The sequence below is a fragment of the Niabella ginsenosidivorans genome (genome assembly GCF_001654455.1).
In the GTDB taxonomy this organism is placed as follows: domain Bacteria; phylum Bacteroidota; class Bacteroidia; order Chitinophagales; family Chitinophagaceae; genus Niabella; species Niabella ginsenosidivorans.
In genome coordinates this window covers 982,647-1,007,558 of record NZ_CP015772.1, presented here as the reverse complement: position 1 = coordinate 1,007,558, position 24,912 = coordinate 982,647, and the positions used below count along the sequence as shown (strand labels likewise).

Genomic DNA, 24,912 nt, shown 5'->3' with positions numbered 1-24,912 from the left:
TTTCTATTCCTGTTGTTATAATTTCATAAAAACCTCATTGTAATATGAAATGGAAGTCTGCACTTCTTCTCTTGTTACAGGAACAGCACTTGTCTTACAGGCAAACCGCGTTGCATCTATGATCAATTTTCCATTCAGCAGCACCACAACCAATGCTCCATCAAACATGTCGCCTCCGGCAGTTGTATCTACAGGCTTTACCTTCCGACACCAATGTGATCCTGCCATTATCCCCTACCAGCGCTCCCTCTTCTCCAAGTGTAATGACCACTGTTTTTATGCCTTTTGCCACCAGTATTCTTATAGCTTGCTGCACACCTGCCAGATCTTTTATATCCATTCCCGTAAGTAACCCGGCTTCTATCCTGTTTGAAGTAAGAATATCTATATAAGGGAACAGGCGTCTGGTATTTCCTGTACCGGAGCCGGGTTGATGATTACCTTAAGTCCTTTGGATACTGCATACCGGGCTACAAAAAGCACTGTTTGCGTTGGTATTTCAAATTGCATCAGCACCATTTTGCATTGCTCCAGTTCCAACAAAAGTTCATCTGTAAAATCATCAGGCAGTAATGCGTCATTGCCTCCCTGGTTTACAACAATGCTGTTTTCCCTGCTCCTGTCTACCGTAATCAATGCTACTCCCGAAGGCAATTGGGAATCTTCCAGTATAAACCGCGCATCAATTCCCTCTTCATCAAATAACCGGGAAGATTGTCGCCCGAATACATCACTTCCTACTTTTGTAATAAATTTTGCATATCCCCACCCCCTTGCTATTGCCATCTCCTGATGGGCGCCTTTATCACCGGGATTCATAAAAAAATGACTGGCAAGAACAGTTTCCCCGGGTACCGGTATCCGGTCTGCAATAACCACCATGTCCGTATTCGTACTTCCGACAATCGCAATCTTTTGAGCAAGCATATCCGTCAAATACTTTCAAACTGCTTAATTATAAAATAAAATTAAACATTTTAAAACAAAAAATTAAAACTAATTTTAATCAAATTCAATAATTTCAAATAGCGAAATCTGAGACCAGAATATCTCAATTATATACATATCAATAAGTTAAAAAGCAAAAAATCAGAAAAATACAATAATTATGAATTTAATTTCTGTATCAGAGCTGATCAATACTTTATCTGCAGCCGAAAAACGGCAGTTTAAATTGATGGCCCAAAAACAGCAGAAGGAAAAAGTCTATTTATATCTTTTTGATCTGGTTGCGGCATCAGGCAACACCGCTATTGTAAAGGCTGCTTTCAAAAAAGCATATCCGTCCTCCTCCCTGGATATATCAGCCCGGTACCTTCATAAACTGTTGTGCGATATGCTTGTCCGGAACCAGCTTAAAAATGATGCATCGCTTCACCTGATACAAGGGCTCATGAAGGCTAAACTGCTGCGGCAACGTAATCTGACCAACCAGGCGATAAAACAGACCCGGCAATTACTATCCGGTTACGGCACGATAGATGATCTTTTATTAAAGTACCTCCTTAAAAGAGAAGAGCTGAATTATCTTTCCGAAGTACAGTTCAAAAACATTTCAGAAAAGCAACTTATTGCAGAGCAACAAATAGCCCGCGACCTGCTGAAAAATATAAGAAACCTCCAGGAACATTACGCACTGTATGAGCTGTTGAAATACCGGCTTATTCGTTCAGCGCCCCGGGGAAAGCCTGGCCACCCGGGCTGCTTTAATGATCTTTTACTGGAAGAGCTGGCAATCATTAACAGCAGGGCAAAACAAAATCCGGAATCCCAAAAGCTGCACCTGCTGTTCCAGTCTTTTTACTTTACTTATACCGGGAACTATCCGGCTGCCCTGAAAACCTTTTACCTGCTTAACAGTTTATTTGAAAAGAATAAAGCATTGCTGCAACATCCTCCGTTAGATTATTTTGACACGCTGGATGGACTACTGGAAAATTTAAAGGCTGTTCATCAATACGACCATATGCCATATTTTATCAATAAACTGTCTTTATTAGAAAATAAAAAATATCCAGCTTACTTTAATTACCTTATAAAAAAAACGGTTTTATTATTTGAGCTGGAGATACTGATCATAAAGGGTGAATGGCTGAAGGCCTACGGAAGCATTCAGGCCACACCTGTTTGGGTGCGTAATGAATTTCCTTCCGTTCAACCTCAGAAGCAGCTATTGCTGCTCTTTTATTATTCGTTGATCTGTTACAAAAATCAGCAGCCCGGCAAGGCTAAAAAGATCCTGACGCCCGTAATTACGAGCCGCCAGGATCACAATATTTTTTATAATGTTTGCAGATGTTTTAATATAGTGCTTCATTATGAGTCAAACGACATGGAATATCTTGATTATGAGATCCGGTCTTACAAACGTTTTACAGCAGCCCGGCAATCCCCGATACCGAATATTGAAAAATTATTGTTTAAAACAATTGCGCTGCGCCCCTGGCTACAAACAGCATTCCGCAACCGGCAGCAACTGAAAAAGCTCACTGCCATTATAACAACGCTCCAGCAAAATCCTGTAGAAAACAGCCTCCTTAAATATTTTAACTTTATGGAATGGGCTATTGCCAAATTTGAGCAATGAAGTTTTGCCGGGCAATCCTTTATTAAGAGGTATGCTGATTTTCTTTTCTCCGCCGGGATCTTTCAGCTTACTACTGAAGCTGCTTTCTCTGAACCACCGGCATTATCCCCCGGGTAGTCAACTGCAAAAGGGCTGTTCCTTTAACCGGAACAGCTCCGCCATTGAAAATTTCCTTTTCCTACCAGTTAAGGTTCTGTTTCAGAATAGGGCTGATATCAATATCCTTTTGCGGTATAGGAAAATAATAATCCCTGTTTGCCTTAAATATCCGTTGATCACCAACGGTAATATTGGATCCGGTAAAAGTTAATGCTCCGGTGCTGGCATTTACTGTGCCCGGGCGTACACCATAAACAGATCCGTTCATTTTATTTTCCGCAATTTTCCAGCGTTTCAGGTCATACCACCGCAAACCCTCAAATGCCAGCTCTATCCTGCGTTCATGACGAACCCTTTCGCGCAGGGCAGCCTGCCCGCTTACTGTTATCACAGGCATATTTACGCCGGGCCGCTGCCGAACCTGGTTGATCAGGCCTGCTGCTTCGCCTAAGTTCTGATTGAGCTCAATCAGTGCTTCAGCCCTTGTAAGCAACACTTCCGGATAACGCATTACAATAAAATTCAGCCCCTGATAATCACTGCCCGGATCATGAAGCAGATCGGCGAGCGGCGCACAATATTTTCTCAAACAATAGCCGGTCTTGGAGCGGTTACCATTACTTGAGTTATAGTACTCATCTCCGCCAGCCGGAGAAATGCTGTTAAAATAGCGGTCATTCCAGTACATTCCGGGATAAATTACCGAATAAGACAAACGGGGATCCCTGTTCACATAAGGGTTATCTGCCTTATAGGTTGGATCATCATGGATCATCAGCCCATTCTTTGTTTCGTATTCATCAACCATATCCTGCGTTGGGCTTTCAGAATTCCATCCACCTTCTTTTAACGTATACAAAGCGCTCAGATCCGATCCGTAATTAGGATAGGAATATGCCACTTCCAGTATTACTTCTTTTTGTCGGTTGGGCGTACCCTGATTTTTCTCCCAGAACAGTCCTTCATAATCAGGAGACAAACCGTACTGATTCAGGTTCATTACAGCCAAAGCGTCTTCTGCCGCGGCAGCATAATATTTTGCAGCTGCTGATGCATCCGGTACGCCCTGTTCTGTTACCTCGTCTGCAAGCCCTGCTGCTTTTAACCCGGCATAAAATAGCTCTAACCGTGCTTTCAGCAAAAGAGCAGCTCCCTTAGTAGCCCGTGCGGCATCAGCGTTATCAATTGTGGCGGGAAGAACAGCGGCCACTTCCTTTAGCTCATTTAAGCAAAAGGTAACAATGGAATCCCCCGATGTTCTTGGGATCTTTAACTCATCACCAAAATTGAGCGGTGTGGTTACCAGCGGTACGCCGCCCCAGAACATAAATCTACGGGCATAGTCAAACGCCCGTAAAAAACGGACCTCGGCTTTCCATTGTTCTTTGAGTGCATTATCCATGGTTACTTTATCAATATTCGCCAGGAAAAAATTATCAGACGCAACACCTGTATAGGGGAAATAAGTAAGATAAAAATCAGCATACTTACCTGTCAGAGAAGGTGTAACTGTGCCCAGTGTAATATAGGATGCCATCTGATTATCAAAGCCACAATATGCATTGTCTGTAATATCATCCAGGAAATAATTATTTCCGCCCTCAAACTGGCCGCCCATATTGGTAAGGGCATAGCAGGCCGAAAGGCTGGTAAATGCTTCGGCCTGGGAGGTAAAGTAGGTACTTGATGAATAGGAATCTACGGGACGTAAATCCAGCTTACTACAGGAAGAGATTATTGCCGATACGATCACTATAATTAAAATTATTTTTTTCATTGTTATTAACTTTTAGAATGAAACATTTACACCTATTGTGTAGATCACAACCAGCGGATAACCGGCAGTTGGGCTGCTTATTTCAGGATCAATCCCCAATGCCCTTGGCAGTTTAGACCACGTAAAAAGGTTCTGGCCGGATGCATATATCCTGAAGCTCTTCATGTGCAGCCGCTGCAATGTGCCCGCCTGCAGATCATAATAAACCTGCAGATTTTTCAGGCGTACATAAGAACTGTTAAACAGAAAAAAAGTTGACGGATAGGTATTATTGATTGAATTTGATTTAGATACCCGAGGTAAACGGGTGTTGTAATTATCAGCATCTGTAACCGGGTTATATGAATTTTCAATTGTCCAGTTTGTAATGCTGTAACCGCTGTTAAATCCATAACCTACGCTTGCACCCAGGTATTTATAGTAGTCTGCCGCCCCTTGCAGCATACCGCCTATTCCAAATCCTCTATAGTTAAGATCAAAGTTCAATCCAAACAAATGTTTAGGTGTACCGCTCTTATTGATCATTACCCTGTCTGCTGCGGTAATGCTGCCGTCATTGCTGATATCCTTTATCCGCTGATCTCCCCATTTTTGTCCTGGCAGTATGGGATCTTTGGAGGATTGATTTACGAATTCATCTTTTGTTAAAAGACCGTCATTTACATACAGATAATAGGCATTAAGCGGATAACCAACGGTATATTTGGTAACACCGCTTGCGGGTATATTCTGATCTCCAACATCCAGTATCTTATTGGTCAGATAAGTATAGTTTCCGTTCAGGCTGTAACCCAATCCTCTTTCACTCCGGTTGGAATACCCTACTGCCACTTCAATGCCCCTGTTATACATGCTGCCCACATTGGCTACATAAGTAGGTGTTGTACCTACCCCTACTTTGGGGGTTACTCCGTTTATATCAGATACAGGCTGTAAAAACAGCATCCTGTTGGTCCTTTTATTAAAGTAATCAATTGTATAAGTCAGGCGTGGAGTAAGAACGCTCCCGTCAATGGCAATATCCATCAGGGTGGTCCGCTCCCACCGGAGCTTGTTATTAGGATTCTGAATAAGCGTAAAAGCGCTGTTGATCGTACCATCGAAAACAGAAGCTAAGTTGTACCCTAATCCGTTAGAGTAAACATTTCCGATTATGGAATTGTAGCTATAGTATTGAGTATTGTTATCGTTGGTATAGCTGGCTACATTCGCATTCCCCAGCGCACCATAACTGGCCTTTATCTTAAATTCAGGAAGCACATCTTTCAACCCTGCCCAAAAAGGTTCTTCGGACGGGCGCCAGCCAACCGCCGCGGATGGGAAAAAATCAGTATTGGTGCTTGGATTTAAACGGGATGAGGCATCTTCCCTGAAATTCAGCTCTGCCATATACTTCTTATCATAATCATAATTGAACCTCCCGAATACTCCTTCTAATATCCATTTGTATTGTGAACTATTATTGGTTTGACTGGAAGGGTCACCCAACTGCATACTGTTGGAATTATTGTTACTGAAATTACTTCTTGACAAAGTGGTGCTCCTGTAATTATATACATCCTGTTGCACGCCCACTATGGCATCCATATGATGCTTTTGGATATTTTTGGCGTAAGACAGGTCCAGTTGCTGCAGATTGCGTCTTCCCGAATAGTTAGACATGGTTGATACATTCGGGCCTGTAGTGGTACCGTTATACCAGGCCAATTGATTCTGAAATTGCGTTGCCTCGTTCAAATTATAACTCAGGCCTGTAGTATATTTCAATGTAAGATCCTTAGCTAGGTCATATGCCACATTAAAATTCACCTGAATATTATAGTTTTTAGGATTGTAATAGCCTCCTTCAACTGCCTGTCTTACCGGGTTACGCGTATCATTTGTGGAAGTGATGTTCCAACTGCCATCCCATAACCTGATAGAATCTACCGGCCTTTGCCGGTTAATAGCGCTGACAATAGCTCCAAAATCTCCTACAGCTTTGGAGGACGGCTCATTACGATCATCCATCACCAGCCCTACAGATAACCCTGTTGTAAGCCGCTTCCATTTCAGCTCATTATTACTGCGTATGGAATAGCGTTTATAATCCGTATTTGCCACATTACCATTCTGCTGCAGGTAACCAAAAGAAAAATTGCTCTTCAGGGTAAGATCTTCGTGGGTTAAACCACCTCCTAAATTAATGTAGTGCGATTGAGTAAATCCATTATTGCCGTTAAACAAGGTCTTTCTCCAGTCAGAGCTTGCTATTGTTCCCGATTTCCATCCATTGAGCTGATCCAAAGTAAATATCATCTTGGAAGAGTCAAAGTTGATGTTGGAAGGAGTCAGCAGATCATACATGGTTGCCTCGTTAAACGCATTAGCATAGTTATAAGCATTCGCTTCCTTGAATAATTCCGTAGGTTTCTGCCAGCCTACATATCCTGAATAAGAAATAGCAATCTTGCCCAGTTTTCCTTTTTTAGTTGTAACCAGGATCACCCCATTAGCAGATAGAGCACCATAAAGTGAAGCAGCAGCAGCATCTTTTAATACCGAGATAGATTCAATATCATTCGGATCTATCATTGTAATAGAGCCCGGTACTCCGTCAACAATAACCAGCGGAGTGGTATTACTGTATATAGAACCGGTACCCCTGATATTGAAAGACGGGGCAATACCCGGCTGTCCGGAAGAAGACAGCACGCTTAGCCCTGCCACCTGACCCTGCAAAGCAGAAACCACATTATTAACCGGCCGGCCTTTAATAATCTTGTCATCAACCTGGGTAACCGATTCGATCAATGTTGCTCTTTGCTTGGTACCAAATGCCACCACCACTACCTCATTCAGTGTATTGGAAGAAGTTTTTAAGGTTACATTGATTGTGGTAGATTCGCCGGCTTTTAACTGGTAGCCGGCTGTGGTATAATCATTATACCCCACCCTTGAGAACGTAAAGGTATAGCTGCCATTTACCGGTATACCAGTAAATGAGAACACGCCTTCCTCATTCGTAACAGCACCGGACGACATGCCGGTTTCTTTATTTCTGGCAATCACAGATACCCCGGAAAGCACCTGCCCTGAGTCGCTTCTTACCACTCCGGAGACCATGGCCGAATGTTCCTGCGCCGATGCTCCGGCCGAATACAGGAATAAAATCATAAAGAGCGGGAAACAGATCGTTCCCTTTAACAGAAACCGCCTTTTTTTCATAAACATAAATTATTAGGTGTGAATAATTCGTAACATACAAAATGCCGCATAGCGCTTATTTCTTCCAGCTGATAATGTAAGTATTACCCTGCTTCGTTATCATTAAATCATTCACCAGCGCTATATCGTTCAGGATGCGCTCTAATGGTGTATGCATTTCTATTTTGCCGATAAAATTCATACCTCTTATTTCCCGGGGGTTATAGATAATTCTTACATTATAAATGGCAGACAGATCATCAAAAACTTCCGCCATATTCCTGTTCTCAAAAGCATACCAGTTTTTAATTGCACGCCCTTTAGCCGCTGCTTTGTTCTCTTTTTCTGAAGGGAGCATTTTTACAGAAAGCCTTGCCAGTCCTTTAATACGGTCAAAATACAGCACGTTGCCAGGTACAAGGTAATAATCATCAGGCCGGCCGGCCACCTGTTTATCAAATGCTATACGCACCCTGCCCCGATAAAGATTGACCTGTATAAAACGAAGACTGTCATAAGCTTTTATCCGGAACCGTGTTCCTAACGCAGTCGTATACATTCCATTACTATACACGGTAAAAGGTCTGGTTTTACTGGCTTTTACATCAAAAACAGCCTGGCCCTTAAGTGAAAGATTTCTTATTCCGTTAAAGCCTTGCCGGTTATAGGTAATAGCCGATGAAGGATATAAAGTCACCAAAGAACTGTCCGGCAGCCGGATCGTTTCAGGAAACTTTGTCTCATTCTTATCAGATACCCAAAGAGTTTCCTGCAACAGTTTTTGGGCTCCGTTGTTTAAATAAGGTTCCTGATGCGATTGCAGTCCGTGATAAAAAAGAACGCCTCCTGCAATGACCACTGCAATCGCCACAGCGCGTTGCACCCAAAGCCGTACTGCATTTCCCCGTTTTCTTTTTTGCTCAATCCGTTTCCATACTGCAGAAAAATGCACTTCATCAGGCAGCACATTATTTCCCTCATCCCATTCCGCTTTACCCATATACAGTTCCAATACATCCGGGTGTTGCCTCAGAAAATCACTAACCACTTCGGCTTCCTCCTCTGTGCATTGTTTATTAAAAAACCGTTGTATAAGCACATCGTCTATCTCCATACCAGACCTTCATTAACGGCCTAATTATTATATACGCCGGATACAAAAAAGTTCCTTCGCTTTTTTTGATTTTTTTTTAATTTTTTCCTGAAAAAATATAGAACCGGTTTTCTGTACTGCAAAAAATGCACAGGAGGGCAGCGTCAGGTTATTTTTTGAAAAGAAGCAATAAACAGAGAATGCTATAAAGAGAAGCATCTTTTCGTATCAGTCGCAGGGCTTTGGAAAGATGATTATCTACGGACTTAACAGATATCGACAATATTTTTGCCACCTGCTTATAGGAATAGCCTTTCAAATGCGTTAGTACAAATATCTCTTTGCGGATGCCAGGCATTTGCTGCAGCCGTTTTTCAACCTGAGTACGGATATCAAAATTCGAAATACTAAATACCGGTTCCTCCGCCTTTTGCTGGTGCAAAAATGTTTTTATAGCAACCCGTTTATTTTCCTTACGCAGGTAGTCAATAAAAACCGTCCTGCAGATATAAAACAGTTGCCGGTCAAAATCATAGTCGGTATTCAGAGAGCAACGGTATTGCCATAATTTCAAAAAAACCGTTTGCATCAGATCTTCCGCCTCTGCTTCAGAACGTGTTTTTCTGAAAAAATAACTATATATCTTTATATGATATGCCTGGTAAGCATATTCAAATGACAGTTCGCTACCTGCTTTAATATCTGCTGTAAAATCCGGCATAAACCGAAACTAAAAAAATCTGAAACCGTTTAAAAGTGTTACTTCTTACAGGCATTGACCTGATTAAAAGTGAGACAACCCTGAGATTATCTGTTCTTACATAAATGAGGAAATCCGTCTTCCTGATTCAATCTCTGAACGCGATATTAAGCTAAAAAACAGTTCTCCCACTGCGCAAACGTTTGCACTTGCAGAGCACGTAAAGCAGAAAACATATTCCACGGGATTCCGGTGGCCAGGTCATCATATCCCGTATCCCCCTCTGCTTGACAGATGAACATCTTTTTATGTTCAAGTAAACCAACATAATCGCCGTCAGGAGCTCCGGGTCTGAATTTTCACGTTTCATTTATCCTCATAATCTGGGTTATATAATATATGCTTTACCTTCCCCCCTGAACAGGCCAGTTATACATGAAAGTGCCAATGACATAAATATCATGCTCTTTGAATTCCTTCACCAGTTCATTGCTCATCTTTATTGCTCTCTGGTTTGCCGCTGTTCTTCCCGCCCGTTTTATAAAGGCGGCTGCAATGCGGTGCACATCAATGTTTGGGGCGATTTCAATGCCAGCCTCCCGGTAAGTGAATACATCTTCCGGGTGTTTTAATTTCCGGTTTTCGACAAAAAGCCGTGTCGGTTTTCGGCTGTAAGACCTTTCTTTTCTAAAGCTTGCGTTAATAACCAAAACTTTTTTCATTTGCTCCTGAATTTATAAAGCAAAACGTCTGATTATTTACCTAAAAAAATGATGTAGTTCAAGATGATTTGTTTTTTCTGCGTATTCTGCTTATAAATTCTGCAGATACTCCCAGATACGATACAATCAAATATTGAGGCACCCCGGAAGCTATATCGGGGTAGGTGTCTAAAAAGTCATAATACCGGTATTCTGCATCATATACATTATTGCAGATATTTTTTTGCAGCGCTCCGAGATAACCTTCCAATATTATCCGGAAATATCTTTCTAAAGCAGGAAGCGTAATCAGTAATTTTTGAAAAGAATAATAATTGATTTGTAAAACTCCTGTATTTTCTATGGCCTGTATATTGTAAATGGATGGTCTTTGTTTGGAAAAACTATCTATATCAGTAGTCCGCTAATCATCAATGCCGAAATAAAGGATTTCTTCATTTCCATTTTCAGCATTTATGTAAAATGCTTTCAGTGCTCCTGATACCAAGTATTTATCATAACGGCATACATCGCCATTTCTTAAAAGATATGCACTTTTGGCAATGTTCTTTCCGTCCAGAAACTTTCAAGAATGCCAACTTCTTCCTGAGCCAGGTTTATATGCCTGTAAATGTTTTTATCAGAGCATTTTCGTTCATACAATGTCACATCTTCGTCAGCCAGTAAACCGGTAGCAGGTAGTACGTATACGCACAAAAAAAAGCCCCACATTACTGTGAGGCTCTCTCTAATAAGAATGGCAGCTACCTACTCTCCCGCATTGTGGTGCAGTACCATCGGCCATAAGGGGCTTAACTTCTCTGTTCGGTATGGGAAGAGGTGAACACCCTTGGTATAACCACCATAAAAAGGTTCTCATCTTATCCCTCTCCTTCAGGAAAGGTCAGGTGAGATAATAAATTAACATATCGGAAAAAAAATATTAGAAAGAGTACCCAACTCTAAAATAAAATTAAAGCTTACGAGCAATTAGTACTACTCGGCTTTGATGTTACCACCTTTACACCTGTAGCCTATCAACGTCATCGTCTCTGACGGCTCTTAAAAGTAAACTCATCTTGAGGCAGGTTTCACGCTTAGATGCTTTCAGCGTTTATCCTTTCCGTACTTAGCTACTCAGCACTGCACCTGGCGGCACAACTGATACACCAGCGGTACGTACGACCCGGTCCTCTCGTACTAAGGTCATGTCCTCGCAATTTACTAACGCCCACCACAGATAGGGACCGAACTGTCTTGCGACGTTCTGAACCCAGTTCACGTGCCACTTTAATCGGCGAACAGCCGAACCCTTGGGACCTTCTCCAGCCCCAGGATGTGACGAACCGACATCGAGGTGCCAAACCTCCCCGTCGATATGAGCTCTTGGGGGAGATCAGCCTGTTATCCCCGGAGTACCTTTTATCCTTTGAGCGACGGCCCTTCCATTCAGAACCGCCGGATCACTTTAGCCGACTTTCGTCCCTGCTCGGCCTGTTTGCCTCACAGTCAAGCTCCCTTTTACTAATGCGCTCTGCGTACGATTACCAACCGTACTGAGGGAACCTTTGCAAGCCTCCGTTACTCTTTAGGAGGCGACCACCCCAGTCAAACTACCCACCATGCACTGTGTGACTCGCGTCATTAGATCCTAAATCAAAGAAGGTTGGTATTTCAACGACCGCTCCACACTACCTGGCGGCAATGCTTCTTAGCGTCCCAACTATACTACACATCCGTAATTCAAAATCAATGCAAAGTTGTAGTGAAGGTTCACGGGGTCTTTCCGTCCCGTGGCGGGTAACCGGCATCTTCACCGATACTACAATTTCACCGGGCTCGTGGAGGAGACAGCGTTCAACTCATTAGACCATTCGTGCAGGTCGGAACTTACCCGACAAGGAATTTCGCTACCTTAGGACCGTTATAGTTACGGCCGCCGTTTACTGGGGCTTCAGTCAGAAGCTTTGGATTGCTCCGAACATCCTTCCTTAACCTTCCAGCACCGGGCAGGTATCAGGCTCTATACGTCATCTCTCGATTTTGCAGGGCCCTATGTTTTTGTTAAACAGTTGGTTGAACCATTTTACTGAGACCACATCGCTGTGGTACGCTTTATCCCGAAGTTACAGCGTCAATTTGCCTAGTTCCTTCTCCACGGCTCACCCGAGCGCCTTAGAATACTCATCCCGTCTACCTGTGTCGGTTTGCGGTACCGGCTGCTATACTCGCTTTTCTTGGAAGCACTCTCACTGCTGCGCTTCACCCGAAGGTTCCACTCGTCTAATCCGTCAGACTAGGCAGCTAACATGCTCCGTCACTTTCATCGCATAGCAGGCGCAGGAATATTAACCTGCTCTCCATCGTCTACCCCTTTCGGGTTTGACTAAGGTCCGGGCTAACCCTGATCCGATTAACGTTGATCAGGAACCCTTAGACTTTCGGCGATAAGGTTTTTCACCTTATTTATCGTTACTTATGCCTACATTTTCTTTTGAAACCGCTCCAGCATGCGTCGCCACACACCTTCAACGCCGTTTCAATGCTCCCCTACCGATTTACCACCTGGTGGCAATCATAGAGCTTCGGTTCATGGTTTAATACCCGATTATTTTCCGCGCAGAATCTCTCGACCAGTGAGCTGTTACGCACTCTTTAAATGAATTGCTGCTTCCAAGCAAACATCCTGGCTGTTATAGAAATTTCACATCGTTTGTCTAACTTAACCATGTATTGGGGACCTTAGCTGCTATTCTGGGTTATTTCCCTCTCGGCCATGGACCTTAGCGCCCACAGCCTCACTCCCGGAGATATGTACTAGCATTCGGAGTTTGTCAGGGTTTGGTAGGCGGTGAAGCCCCCTAGCCCAATCAGTAGCTCTACCTCTAGTACACTTCTATTATCCGAGGCTGTTCCTAAAAACATTTCGGGGAGAACGAGCTATCTCTCAGTTTGATTGGCCTTTCACCCCTATCCACAGTTCATCCCAAGACTTTTCAACGTCAACGGGTTCGGTCCTCCAGTGTGTGTTACCACACCTTCAACCTGACCATGGATAGATCACAAAGTTTCGCGTCTACCCCCACTGACTATACGCCCTGTTCGGACTCGCTTTCGCTACGGCTCCGTTTTCAATAACTTAACCTCGCCAGTGAGGAGTAACTCGTAGGCTCATTATGCAAAAGGCACGCCGTCACGGATAAATCCGCTCCGACCGCTTGTAGGCGTACGGTTTCAGGTACTATTTCACTCCCTTATTCAGGGTGCTTTTCACCTTTCCCTTACGGTACTGGTTCACTATCGGTGTCTGAGGAGTATTTAGCCTTACCAGATGGTGCTGGCAGATTCAGGCAGGATTCCTCCGGTCCCGCCCTACTCAGGATCCTACACGTCCTCGTTAATTTCCGCTTACGGGGCTTTCACCCTCTTTGGCTTAATTTTCCAAAAAATTCTGCTTGATAACGATTTCTAATAGTAGTCCTACAACCCTCAAGCGGCACGCCGCTCAAGTTTAGGCTCTTCCCTGTTCGCTCGCCACTACTTAGGGAATCATTGTCTTATTTTCTTTTCCTCCGGGTACTTAGATGTTTCAGTTCTCCGGGTTGGCTTTCCCGCCTTACAGCAGGAATGATATACCTTCAGTATACCAGGTTGTCCCATTCGGATATCCCGGGATATATTGCTTGTGTGCAGCTCCCCCAGGCTTTTCGCAGCTTACCACGTCCTTCTTCGCCTCTCAGACCCTAGGCATCCACCATACGCCCTTATTCGCTTTAAAAAAGTTTAAAAACTTAATTAATATGAGGCCAGCATCCCTGCTGGACTTTCTTTTTTAGGTTTGTTGTAGATTGTTACCCAACCACATTTCTTCAGACCATCCATAAAATTTTTATAGCGTGATTCTTACAAATTGTGATTGCGATTTGTTAGGTACTCTCCTAACAGTTTCTTTTTCCAATATGTCAAAGATCTTTGATCTATGTGATAATATGCAAATTTGAAAATTTGAAAATAACCACACAACCCTAAGTTGATAATCTGGCTTCGAGCCAACTAAACACCTCTCAGGTATTATCAATATCTAAAGAACTTCATTTTAAATTCTAAATTTTACATTTATTATTTAAAATTTCCTGTGGAGGATATCGGAGTCGAACCGATGACCCTCTGCGTGCAAGGCAGATGCTCTAGCCAACTGAGCTAACCCCCCTCCTTTAATTTAAAATTTTAACATTCTAAATTCAGAACTTTAAATTAATAAGGTGTAGACCCGACCAGATTTGAACTGGTGACCCCTACATTATCAGTGTAGTGCTCTAACCAGGCTGAGCTACGGATCTATTTAAATAATGTGCCAATGTGCTAATATGCTAATGTGATAATTAGTAATTATCCCTGGCTTTAGATGCCGTATTCCAAATTGGCCATCAGGTCTTATTTTAAAGAACTTCCCCCCTTTAGTCCATAGTCCATTGACCATAGCTCATAAAACAAATAAATTTAAAAGCAGGAAACAATAGCAACAGGTAAATCTTCACCCCTTCCTCTTTATCCCTCCCATGAAGGGAAGAATCAGGAGGGGCTGTCGCTCTAAAAAGGAGGTATTCCAGCCGCACCTTCCGATACGGCTACCTTGTTACGACTTAGCCCCAATTACCAGTTTTACCCTAGGCAGCTCCTTGCGGTTACCGACTTCAGGTACACCCGGCTTTCATGGCTTGACGGGCGGTGTGTGCAAGGTCCGGGAACGTATTCACCGTATCATTGCTGATATACGATTACTAGCGATTCCAGCTTCACGCAGTCGAGTTGCAGACTGCGATCTGAACTGAGAGACGTTTTTTGGGATTGGCTTCCTGTCACCAGGTCGCAACCCTTTGTGCGCCCCATTGTAGCACGTGTGTAGCCCTGGGCATAAAGGCCATGATGACTTGACATCATCCCCTCCTTCCTCTCGTCTTACGACGGCAGTTTCACTAGAGTTCCCAGCGTTACCTGATGGCAACTAGTGATGGGGGTTGCGCTCGTTGCGGGACTTAACCCAACACCTCACGGCACGAGCTGACGACAGCCATGCAGCACCTTGCTTTGTGTCTATTGCTAGAAATACCCCTTTCAGGGTACGGCACTCGCATTCTAGCCCAGGTAAGGTTCCTCGCGTATCATCGAATTAAACCACATGCTCCACCGCTTGTGCGGACCCCCGCCAATTCCTTTGAGTTTCAATCTTGCGATCGTACTTCCCAGGTGGGATACTTAATGCTTTCGCTCAGACACACACTGTGTATCGCGTATGTCGAGTATCCATCGTTTAGGGCGTGGACTACCAGGGTATCTAATCCTGTTTGATCCCCACGCTTTCGAGCCTCAGTGTCAATGCTTGTGTAGCCAGCTGCCTTCGCAATTGGTGTTCTATGTCATATCTATGCATTTCACCGCTACATGACATATTCCGCTGACCTCCACAGTATTCAAGACCAATAGTATCAATGGCAGTTTCCGGGTTAAGCCCGGAGATTTCACCACTGACTTACTAGCCCACCTACGCTCCCTTTAAACCCAGTAAATCCGGATAACGCTTGCACCCTCCGTATTACCGCGGCTGCTGGCACGGAGTTAGCCGGTGCTTATTCATCTGGTACCGTCAGTTGGCCTAAAAAAACCCTTTTTCGCCCCAGATAAAAGAAGTTTACAATCCAGAGGACCTTCATCCTCCACGCGGCATGGCTGGTTCAGAGTTCCCTCCATTGACCAATATTCCTTACTGCTGCCTCCCGTAGGAGTCGGGCCCGTGTCTCAGTGCCCGTGTGACTGGTCGTGCTCTCACACCAGTTAATGATCGTAGGCTTGGTGGGCCGTTACCCCGCCAACTACCTAATCATGCGCACACCCGTCCTTAAGTGATAAATCTTTAATAGCCAGTAGATGCCTACTAACCATCCTATGGGGTATTAATCCAAATTTCTCTGGGCTATCCCCCGCTTAAAGGTAGGTTGTGTACGTGTTCCTCACCCGTTTGCCGGTCGCCGGCGGACCGAAGCCCCCGCTGCCCCTCGACTTGCATGTATTAAGCCTGCCGCTAGCGTTCATCCTGAGCCAGGATCAAACTCTCCGTTGTAAATGAGTTTTTGATTCTGACATCTAATTCCCTCTAAAGTAAATTAAACGTGTCAAATCGATTTTCTTTCGCTTTGACTTACCTTCCTTGATCCCATCCCGATAACTATCGAAACAGAATCTAGATTGTGCTATTGCTTCCTAACTTTCAAAGATCTTCACAGATATCAAAGTATTGCTACCCATCAACCCGCTCCTGATAACACCGGCGGAATCGAACCACCATAATAATCACCAGATGCATTATAACACAGTAAAGAACTTAAAGACGATCTCAAATCTGTCTCTTGATTTGGGATTGCAAAGGTAAACCCTTTATAACAATCTGCCAAATTTATTTCAGACTTTTTTTAATCTAACTACCTGCTTTTGAAGAACTTAATTGCTGACCAGGAAAGATCATCCCTGCGATACCCAGAGTTTAGGCGGACTGCAAAGATACAACTTTCAATTGGATTTTAAATAAGAATAAGAGAAATTATTTTAAACAACTCCTTTATCACTATCAAGGCAGGTATAAGCGGAATATTCAATGCTTCAGTCTCTGAACATTCATTATGTAGACAACTCTGAAACCTTTGTGCAAAGCAGTTTTCAGAGTTTTTTGACCTTTATTTCTTCTCAGAGAACTAACCCGTTTTTCAAACGGAGTGCAAATATACATCTCTTTTTGAAAGTACAAAATTTATTTCAAAGAAATTTATTTTTATTAGGAGCAATCCTAAAAATCTCAAAAAAGACAACCGGAACTGCAGCCTCATTAACAAAAAACGCCACAACCAATACTATTGGTTTTACTGATAATTACAGCCATCCAGTAAGCATTACAATTTTCATCCGGTACTTGCGTATCAATCGCCACCTGCAGCTAATAATCTTTTATGCAAACCTTTTATTGACCCGGATGTGCATATGTTTTTTTTTATCTATGCTTTAATAAAGAAAGTATGTATAAAGTATGTATTATGAACAGACATTCCGTTCAATCCTTGTAGCCAACAATTATCCGGAAAGCCTGGGTGAGTCAGAAATCTACACTTATGCCCTGGCAGAAGGGCTGAAAAACAGTGTTTTTGAGGTTGATTATTTTACGTTTCATAAAGGCATTGTATCTGATCAGTCAGAACAAAAACCGGGCATACTGTCTTATAAAGCAGTATTCATGGTTTCGTTCAGGGATAATTTACCCGTGTTAATGTTAACCCATGGGCTGGCGCATCAAAGTAGGCTGTTCCACAGGCACCGGTTTCAATAATGTGCTTAAAATCATCCATAGTGATCGTATTCCTTCCCAGCCGAAGCATGGTAGCTACCAATGCACGTACCATACCCCTTAAAAAGCGGTTGGCGGTAACCTGATATTTTATAAGGTTCCCCTCTCTTTTCCACTCCGATTCCAATAGGGTACAATTAAATGTTTTTACCTGCGTATTTTTCTTTGAAAAGCTGCTGAAATCCCTGTAATTGCTGATCAAAGCAGCCGCTTCATTTAATAGTTCCATATTTAATGGATATGGATAAAAAAAAGCGGTATCTGTCCAAAAAGGATTTTTAAACTGATAGATACAATACTCATAACTACGACTTACCGCATCAAACCTGCAATGTGCGCCTGCGGCTACCTGCTTTACAGATCTTACTGCAATATCTGCCGGCAGGATTGCATTCAGATTATAGATCCACCGCTGCTCAAACATTCCTTCCCAGTCAAAATGAAAAAAATTCTGCAGCGCATGTACCCCGCTGTCTGTTCTGGAAGAACCGGTAAGCTGTATGGTTTCTTTTAAAAATACAGCCAGTGCCCGCTGTATTTCCCCCTGGATGGTAGTACCCGTATCCTGTATCTGAAATCCACTGTAACGGGTGCCTTTATAACTTACTTCCAAAAAATACCGGGGCATATACCTTATCATTAAAAACAAAAAGCGCCCGATGCAACAGGACGCTTTCAGCATGTTATGCTGTGATTTATTTCAACGCATTAAACTTATCAACATAGTATTGATCCTTTAACTCCGATTGCAGCGAAGTAAAATTTTCCGGATCAGCAATATGCAGTTTTGCCGCTTCAAAAAAATGATATTTCCCCGCGTTTGACAGGAACATACTACTGATGTATTTTACCTGCGCGGTCGTATAACATTTGTTCCTGAATGCTTTCTGCGCTTCTTCGATCATTTTATCGTCATTGTCCATAGAAGCCATAGTGCGACGTAATTTCAGGAAATCCTCTTCACCGGCAACGGATTTACAATTCCCGGAAACAACTGGTTTATCAGTTGCCTGATCATTAACGGCCTCAGCAGCTATTGTTTTATTTTTTTTCTTTTTATTGGATGCAGAAGCGTTGCCTTCCTGCGGAATAGGCGGCTTTTCTTCTACCACAAATTTATCGCTGCCGGCAGGAGTAGTTTTTGCTGTGCCTGACCGGGACTGCTCATCCGGAGCAGCACTGGTTTTCTCAGATGCCTGGCTGTTTTCTGACGCAGGAATCGTTATTTCAATCTGTTCCGGATTTCCTCCCGTGCTCCGGTCTTCATAGAGAACAACTGTACCGGTTCCGGATGAGTGCTGCGAAAGTTTTACTACTGCATTCCGGCCGGTCTTAACAGTTTTCGATCTATCCGCTACGGCCCCGGCTGCGGCGGGAGTTGTGGTAAGCTCCTTCTGGGCAGCGCCGCTCTTTGTTTCCTGAACAGGCGCAGCTTCCGGTTGGGAAGCTTCTGTTTTTACCACAGGTTTTTCTTCCTCTTTTGGCCGTTCCAGTAAACTGGGGTCGTTTGTAGCTTTTGAAAGCACTTTTGTAAAATCGCTTACGTTACTATCAGCAGTTTTGTCAGCCGTTTCAGCAGGCTGAGGTGCAGGCGCCTGCTGCTGTACGGAGGCCGTTGCCGGTGGGGTTTGTTGCTGTGGCTGCGGTTGTGGTTGTTCGGGTTTCGGATCACGCCTGCGCTGTGGCCTGGGCTGGGGCGCTTCTGCTTTGGCTAATTCCGCGGCTTCTTCTGCACTTAACGGTTTTTGTACCGCCATGGTTTGCAGGTCAAACAAAGACCACCCGTCTGCTCCGAAATTTTTTATAAGGTATCCCTTATCTTTTGAGTCAATGTTGAATTTAAAGGTCATTTCAGGCGTTTTATTATCCTGAAATCCAACAATCAAACGGTAATTCCCATCTTTCAGCTGTGGAAGAATAAGGTAACCCGATGAATTCGCATCTATTTTCTGCCCGTTTATCCGGATATAAAAAGGCTGGGCAGGTTCTGTTTGCAGGTAAACGAAATATTTTGATTGAACGGTATATTGTGCAAAAGTTATAAAGCCAGTCAATAAGAAAAAGATCGCCAGTAAAAAACGCTTGTTCATGATGTTTGTATTAGTCTATCGAACAAAATTAAATGAAAAATGCCTTAACTAAATAATAGTTCCTGCTGCTAAGTTAGTTATTTGCCCCGGAAAAACGAAAAACATCGTTTTCCCCGTTACAGCTGCCGGATCCTGTTTTTTCCTCCCTGCGTGCCCTGTTGCTCAGACTATATTGCAAACTCATTTCCTGCCCTGTCTGTAAAACAATAAAACCGGATTGTCCGTCGCTTTTTTACCGGGAAGCACGTAATGGATAAAGCAGGAACAGAATAAAGAAAAATGTTTTTTGGCAGGAAGCAAGCAGTCTAAAGATAATTATCTGTAACCCGGAGAATATTCATAACAAAACATTACAAAATAACTTAATTTTATAGTACTCCTAAAACTTAAAAATTATGAAATTGCTATTTTTTGTCCTTTCATTTTCTGTTGCAGCTATTGGTTTTGCACAAAGCGATAAATACCAGACGGCCATGACAACGGCAATTGCCGCTATGGACAGCGCTAAAACCACTGCTGAAAAGCAATCTGCTGCTGTCAACTTTGAACATATTGGCAATGAAGAAAAAAACCAGTGGCTGCCTTTTTATTATGCAGGGCTTTGTTACGCTACTATTGGCTGGACAGATACATCCATTGACAAAGATGCCAATGCAAAGAAGGTCCTTGATCTGTGTGATAAAGCCGAAGCAATTGAAAAAAATTCCGAGATCTATGTACTGCGTAATATGGCCACACTCCAGCAACTGCTTGTTGATCCCCAATCGAGGTTCAGAACCTATGGTATGATGGCCTCCCAGGCGCTGAGTACGGCTAAAGAACTGGATCCCAAGAACCCAAGGATCTATTATATGGAGGGAATGTCCGTACTTGGAACTCCGGAGCAATTCGGAGGCGGTAAATCTGCAGCAAAGCCGATCCTTGAAAAAGCGGTTGCGCTGTTTAAAGAAGAAAAACCGAAACCATTATACCCGCATTGGGGCCAGCAAAAAGCAGAAGCAGCCCTGGCCCAGTGCCGGTAATATTGTCATTTCCCGGCTTCTGAATCATTATTGTCATCAGCTAGCTTACGGGCTAAGCCTACGCTCATTTTATGGCATATACTGATCGCACACCTTGCCGCCTGAACCGCAAAAGTTGCAGCAAGGATGCCTGAAAATTGAAAACATTGAGAGCAGCACCGGCCAGAAAGAATTTTCTTCTGGCGGGTATAATATGGTAATTCCGACAGTTCCCGGAAGGGTCTAATACGAAAGTGAATAATATTATAAATTAAAACAAAGCGCTGCGATTAAATAGCCGAAGCATTAAAAACGGCACGCGATACGTTGTGAGGAAGGCAGCAGGTAGGCTATCTTTTTCATATTATGTTTCAACTTCAGTTCGGTCATCAATCTGATATCCGCTTTAAAATCCGGTTCGTTCTTGTACGCTCTTTCCAAAAACATTCCCAGCGAATGGCTAATACCAAATTGATGCTTCAACACTGTATATCTTACCCTTATTTTAGAATCGAAGCATTATCACTGATCACATAAAGTGGATCGTGCCCAACGTCTGCACAGGCTTTACGAAGTTGTTTGCCCGCCGTTTCTTCGTTCCAGCTTTTTGCCACCGCCATATCAAGAATGCTGGCATTGGCACAGTTGAGCGGTCGCCCCTGGTGCGCTGTTGGTACTCCGAACGTCATTTAACAGGCACTCATAAAAGCGTTACATTTATGCTCTATGAAATGATAAATAAGCCGAACGTTATTAAAAGCGAATGTCATTGTAAGCCTGACGGACCATGATTCGATTGTAATCTCACCCTTCGTCAAGCAGCATGGTATACCTTCATCTGGTGCAATTTAAAAGTCTGAATGGTATTATATCAATTTCACGTACTCTCTTTTGTACACCCTACCCCATAGGACCTGTAATTTTTTGCAATCAGCTAAAGCTTTTCAGCTGTATTTTCCACCTGTCTGTAATTAACCTTTCCAAAAAGTTAAGGGTAATTTGTTTTTAATACTCCGGAATACCCCCTAAAAGCGTTCTGCATTAGATAAAAAGCTGCAGCTCTAAGAGCATCGTTTATCTTGCTGCATCCTGCGGGGCTGGTTCCTGCTTTTTACCAATCCGTCAGGGTACTGTAATGTTTTTTACCTCAAAGGTGTTGGCGCTAAAATAGCCCAGCGCGCCTCCTTTTATATTAGAAACGGGGTTACCGGGTGAAGCGCTCTGGTTCTGGCCCAGCGCGCCCTGTGTAAGGCTGTACCAGTAGTTGTAGTTTTCCGTATCAATACACCGCATTTCCACACGCAGGTCATCATACGTGTCCAGGTCATCGTCCTCGTCATCTGAAAAAATCAGCAATTCATAGTCAACAGTCTTACCGTTGAACAATTTATCGTCAGTAATAAAAATGGTGTTCTCTTTCCTCCCGTCAACATACTGTGTAAAGCGGTATGCATTCCCCTGTACCGGTGGGTCTGTAAACGCAACTGTAGCGATCTTTTGCACCCTTCCCAGAAAAGGGCGCTCCGTTACATATAAGGAGTCAAACGCCGCTTTTTGCGGCATTACGGAACTGGCCGAGAAAACCTGGTCCCCGATCTTTACGGTAAGATGGTAGGTATGTCCCGGCCTGCCGGTTGCATTTGCCCTGTAAAGACCGTTACCCTTGTTCACCAGCACAACAGGCGTTTTACCGTCTTCATCAATAGTTACCAGGGCATTATCAATGCCTTTAAAAATGTTAGAGTCTGTAATATCCAGTGTTTGGGATATGATTACGTTATAGGAATCCTCATTATCTGTAACGGTTCCTTCAATAACGTATTTTTTATCAACACTGTTGATGTCGATATGGATCACTTTCTGGCACCCCGCGAATAACCATACTGCCAGGACCAATAAAAACGAGTTCTTCTTTATGCACCACCTCATTTTTTTTAAAATTTAAAGTGATAGGATACTGACGGAACAAAACGGAATAAAGAGGTTTTTACAATTTCGGTAATATCCGGGTCGGCTTCGCTTTGCTGGAAGGTAATGACAAATGCGTTTTGCCGGCCATACGCATTGTATAAGCTAAAGGCCAGTTCGGATGAAAACCCTTTTCTCCTTGTTTTCAACTGCATGGTGGCGCCCAGATCCAGGCGGTGATAAGCCGGCATCCGGTAGGCATTCCTTTTTGTGTAATAAAAAGCAATTTGCTTGTCCACTACATATTTCCCGCTTGGAAATGTTACTGCATCCCCTGTATAATACACCCAATTGGCAGACAGGTTCCATTTTTTATTCAGCTGATAATTGGCAACAACCGCAACATCATGGGTTCTGTCCTGCCGGGCATTATACCATTCGCCGTCATTGATGCCGTCAATTTTCCGTTCTGATTTTGATAGCGTATAACCGATCCAGCCGGTCATTTTTCCCTGCCTCTTTTTTAACAGGAACTCCATACCATAAGCACGGCCGATACCGGTTAACAGTTGCGACTCAATGGCATCATTTGTATAAACATCCGCCCCTGTCCTGTAATCGATCTGGTTCTGCATCCATTTGTAATAAGATTCAATGGTAAGCTCATATGCATTTCCCTTAAGATTTTTATACCAGCCAACGGAATAGATATCCGCAATTTCCGGTTTGATGATATTGGTGCTGGCAATCCATTTATCAGTAGGAACATTTGTAGCAGAGTTGGAAACCAGGTGCATGTTCTGCGTATTCCTTGCATAAGATGCTTTTATCGAGGAAGTGCTGTTCAATACAAAACTTGCCGCCAGGCGCGGTTCCAGGTTCCAGTAATTTTTTACCAGCTGCCCGTCTTTATAATGAAGCGTATCCGTTACGGTGCCTTCTTTATCTACCGTATAAAAATCACCGGGGCCGATAATAGCAAAGGAGGAAAGACGCAACCCATAGGTAAGATTAAAGCGGCCTGATAGCTTCCAGGTATCGGTTGCAAACAGGGCATTCTCCCAGGAATAACGATCCTGGAGGATCAGGTCATTATAGCTGGTGGTGCCGGTACTGGTAATTTCACCGGGAGTGACCGTATGATAGATGGAGTTAAAGCCCAAACGGAGGGCATGACTGGGTCCGGCATACCATTGGATCTCTTCTTTTAAATTAATGTCCCTGATCTGCGAAAAGATATTCAGATGATTACCGGGATTGTCAATATCGATATTATAGTTGAAATTACTGTAAATGAAAGAAGTGTTTGAAAAAACACGTTCATTGAAGATATGATTCCATCTTAATGTGGCTGTTTTGTTGCCCCAATCCAGGCCAAATTGCTTTTCCAGCCTCAGCACATCCCTTCCCAGGTAGCCGGAAAGATAGAGGCGGTCTTTAGCGCCCAGCACATAGTTCATTTTAGCGTTCAGGTCATAAAAATAAAGTTTGGTGCCTTTGTTGGTCGAATCTCCAAAAACGGGCAGGAACAGATCTGCATAAGAACGTCTGCCGGAAACCAGGAAGGAGGATCTGTCCTTTTGTATTGGCCCTTCCACGTTCAATTTGGCAGAAATAAGCCCTATGCCCCCGCTTACTCCATAATCCTGATTATTCCCTTCGTTCATTTTTACATCCAGCACCGAAGACAGCCTGCCCCCGTATTGTGCGGGCATGCCCCCTTTATAAACGGTTACATCTTTTACAATATCTGAGTTAAAGGTGGAGAAAAAGCCCATCAGGTGCGATGCGTTGTAGACGTTGGCTTCATCCAGCAGAATAAGATTCTGATCCGTTGAGCCGCCTCTTACATAGAAACCGCTGTTGCCGTCGCCGGCCGACTTGATGCCCGGCAATAGCTGGATCGCTTTCAGGATATCCCGCTCGCCCAGCAACATCGGAATCGTGTTCACTTCCTTCATATTCAGGTGCTCTACCCCCATCTGTGTGCCGGAAATTGTCCTTCCCCTGATAGCGGAGTTTACTGTTACATCCTCCAGGCTCACCACCTGGTCCGGCAAAACAATATCCTGCACTTTATTGCCATTCAGGCTGATATTTTCGGTAACACTTTCAAACCCAACGGCAGAATATGTAATGGAATAGCTGCCCTTTGGCAGGGTAACGGAATAGAACCCATACTCATTAGAAACGGTTCCGTTATCCTTACCATTTATTAAAATGCTGGCCCCGATAATGGTTTCACCACTCTTTGCCGTTTTTATTGTACCGCTAAGCGTATATTTCTCCTGCGCATGTACCACAAACGCCACTAAAAGGGATATGCAAAAAACAAGAACCTGCCTCATTATAAGTTGGGTTACCAATAACCGCTATCTGA

At 43.4% G+C, this 24,912-nt stretch carries 15 protein-coding genes, 2 tRNA genes and 3 rRNA genes; 2 read left to right on the top strand and 18 right to left on the bottom strand.

The annotated features are described in order from the left end of the window. Positions 1–15: 15 nt before the first annotated feature. From A8C56_RS25450 to A8C56_RS25230, 3 genes are read right to left on the bottom strand one after another with little or no spacing between them, the layout of a single operon-like run. Entirely contained in the window at positions 16–168 is a 153-nt protein-coding gene (locus A8C56_RS25450; RefSeq protein ID WP_394330808.1) for a hypothetical protein, read from the bottom strand. Next, positions 161–364, bottom strand: a complete 204-nt coding sequence (locus A8C56_RS25235) for a PfkB family carbohydrate kinase (RefSeq protein ID WP_262492647.1) — start codon at positions 362–364, stop codon at positions 161–163. Before A8C56_RS25235 ends, A8C56_RS25450 begins: the two co-directional genes overlap by 8 nt. 20 nt (positions 365–384) lie before the next feature. After that, positions 385–927 carry a PfkB family carbohydrate kinase gene (locus tag A8C56_RS25230; protein WP_218917240.1) on the bottom strand — a complete coding sequence of 181 codons (543 nt, stop codon included), beginning with the start codon at positions 925–927 and terminating at the stop codon, positions 385–387. A 181-nt stretch (positions 928–1,108) separates the two neighbouring features. Here A8C56_RS25230 and A8C56_RS04205 point away from each other — a divergent pair, with 181 nt between their 5' ends. Beyond that, positions 1,109–2,587, top strand: a complete 1,479-nt coding sequence (locus A8C56_RS04205) for a hypothetical protein (protein WP_067752456.1) — start codon at positions 1,109–1,111, stop codon at positions 2,585–2,587. 178 nt (positions 2,588–2,765) lie between these two features. Here the strand turns inward: A8C56_RS04205 and A8C56_RS04200 are convergent, their stop codons facing one another. The 12 genes from A8C56_RS04200 to A8C56_RS04135 all read right to left on the bottom strand — a co-directional run bounded on the left by A8C56_RS04200 (position 2,766) and on the right by A8C56_RS04135 (position 19,623). Continuing rightward, positions 2,766–4,463 carry a RagB/SusD family nutrient uptake outer membrane protein gene (locus A8C56_RS04200; protein ID WP_067752453.1) on the bottom strand — a complete coding sequence of 566 codons (1,698 nt, stop codon included), beginning with the start codon at positions 4,461–4,463 and terminating at the stop codon, positions 2,766–2,768. A 12-nt stretch (positions 4,464–4,475) separates the two neighbouring features. After that, positions 4,476–7,670 (bottom strand): SusC/RagA family TonB-linked outer membrane protein, encoded by a 3,195-nt coding sequence (locus A8C56_RS04195; protein WP_169818745.1) that lies wholly within the window; start codon positions 7,668–7,670, stop codon positions 4,476–4,478. 55 nt (positions 7,671–7,725) lie between these two features. Then, positions 7,726–8,763, bottom strand: a complete 1,038-nt coding sequence (locus tag A8C56_RS04190) for a FecR family protein (RefSeq protein WP_067752446.1) — start codon at positions 8,761–8,763, stop codon at positions 7,726–7,728. Positions 8,764–8,911: 148 nt separating this feature from the next. Next, positions 8,912–9,463: an RNA polymerase sigma factor gene (locus tag A8C56_RS04185; RefSeq protein ID WP_067752443.1), complete on the bottom strand. Its 552-nt coding sequence runs from the start codon at positions 9,461–9,463 to the stop codon at positions 8,912–8,914. Between the two features lie 383 nt (positions 9,464–9,846). Then, positions 9,847–10,164, bottom strand: a complete 318-nt coding sequence (locus A8C56_RS04180) for an NAD(P)H-dependent oxidoreductase (RefSeq protein WP_067752440.1) — start codon at positions 10,162–10,164, stop codon at positions 9,847–9,849. A gap of 734 nt (positions 10,165–10,898) precedes the next feature. Further along, a 5S ribosomal RNA gene (gene rrf, locus A8C56_RS04170) occupies positions 10,899–11,010 on the bottom strand. A gap of 103 nt (positions 11,011–11,113) precedes the next feature. Further along, a 23S ribosomal RNA gene (locus A8C56_RS04165) occupies positions 11,114–13,921 on the bottom strand. Between the two features lie 358 nt (positions 13,922–14,279). After that, positions 14,280–14,353: transfer RNA gene (locus tag A8C56_RS04160), tRNA-Ala, on the bottom strand. A 55-nt stretch (positions 14,354–14,408) separates the two neighbouring features. Beyond that, positions 14,409–14,483 (bottom strand) — tRNA-Ile (locus tag A8C56_RS04155). Positions 14,484–14,737: 254 nt separating this feature from the next. Next, positions 14,738–16,261 (bottom strand): 16S ribosomal RNA (locus A8C56_RS04150). Together the 16S, 23S and 5S rRNA genes with 2 tRNA genes alongside form the textbook arrangement of a ribosomal RNA operon. 1,171 nt (positions 16,262–17,432) lie before the next feature. Further along, positions 17,433–18,161 (bottom strand): tRNA pseudouridine(38-40) synthase TruA, encoded by a 729-nt coding sequence (gene truA, locus A8C56_RS04140; protein ID WP_067761581.1) that lies wholly within the window; start codon positions 18,159–18,161, stop codon positions 17,433–17,435. 67 nt (positions 18,162–18,228) lie between these two features. After that, on the bottom strand, positions 18,229–19,623 hold the full coding sequence (locus A8C56_RS04135; RefSeq protein ID WP_067752434.1) for a DUF4476 domain-containing protein: 1,395 nt from the start codon (positions 19,621–19,623) through the stop codon (positions 18,229–18,231). A gap of 395 nt (positions 19,624–20,018) precedes the next feature. On the opposite strand from A8C56_RS04135, the gene A8C56_RS04130 reads away from it, so the two are divergent. Beyond that, positions 20,019–20,645, top strand: a complete 627-nt coding sequence (locus tag A8C56_RS04130; protein ID WP_067752431.1) for a hypothetical protein — start codon at positions 20,019–20,021, stop codon at positions 20,643–20,645. A 479-nt stretch (positions 20,646–21,124) separates the two neighbouring features. Here the strand turns inward: A8C56_RS04130 and A8C56_RS04125 are convergent, their stop codons facing one another. The 3 genes from A8C56_RS04125 to A8C56_RS04115 all read right to left on the bottom strand — a co-directional run bounded on the left by A8C56_RS04125 (position 21,125) and on the right by A8C56_RS04115 (position 24,880). Continuing rightward, positions 21,125–21,313, bottom strand: coding sequence for a hypothetical protein (locus A8C56_RS04125; protein ID WP_067752428.1), 189 nt, complete (start codon positions 21,311–21,313; stop codon positions 21,125–21,127). A 433-nt stretch (positions 21,314–21,746) separates the two neighbouring features. Next, on the bottom strand, positions 21,747–22,553 hold the full coding sequence (locus A8C56_RS04120; RefSeq protein WP_067752425.1) for a DUF4249 domain-containing protein: 807 nt from the start codon (positions 22,551–22,553) through the stop codon (positions 21,747–21,749). A 5-nt stretch (positions 22,554–22,558) separates the two neighbouring features. After that, on the bottom strand, positions 22,559–24,880 hold the full coding sequence (locus tag A8C56_RS04115; protein ID WP_067752422.1) for a TonB-dependent receptor: 2,322 nt from the start codon (positions 24,878–24,880) through the stop codon (positions 22,559–22,561). Positions 24,881–24,912 lie beyond the last annotated feature (32 nt).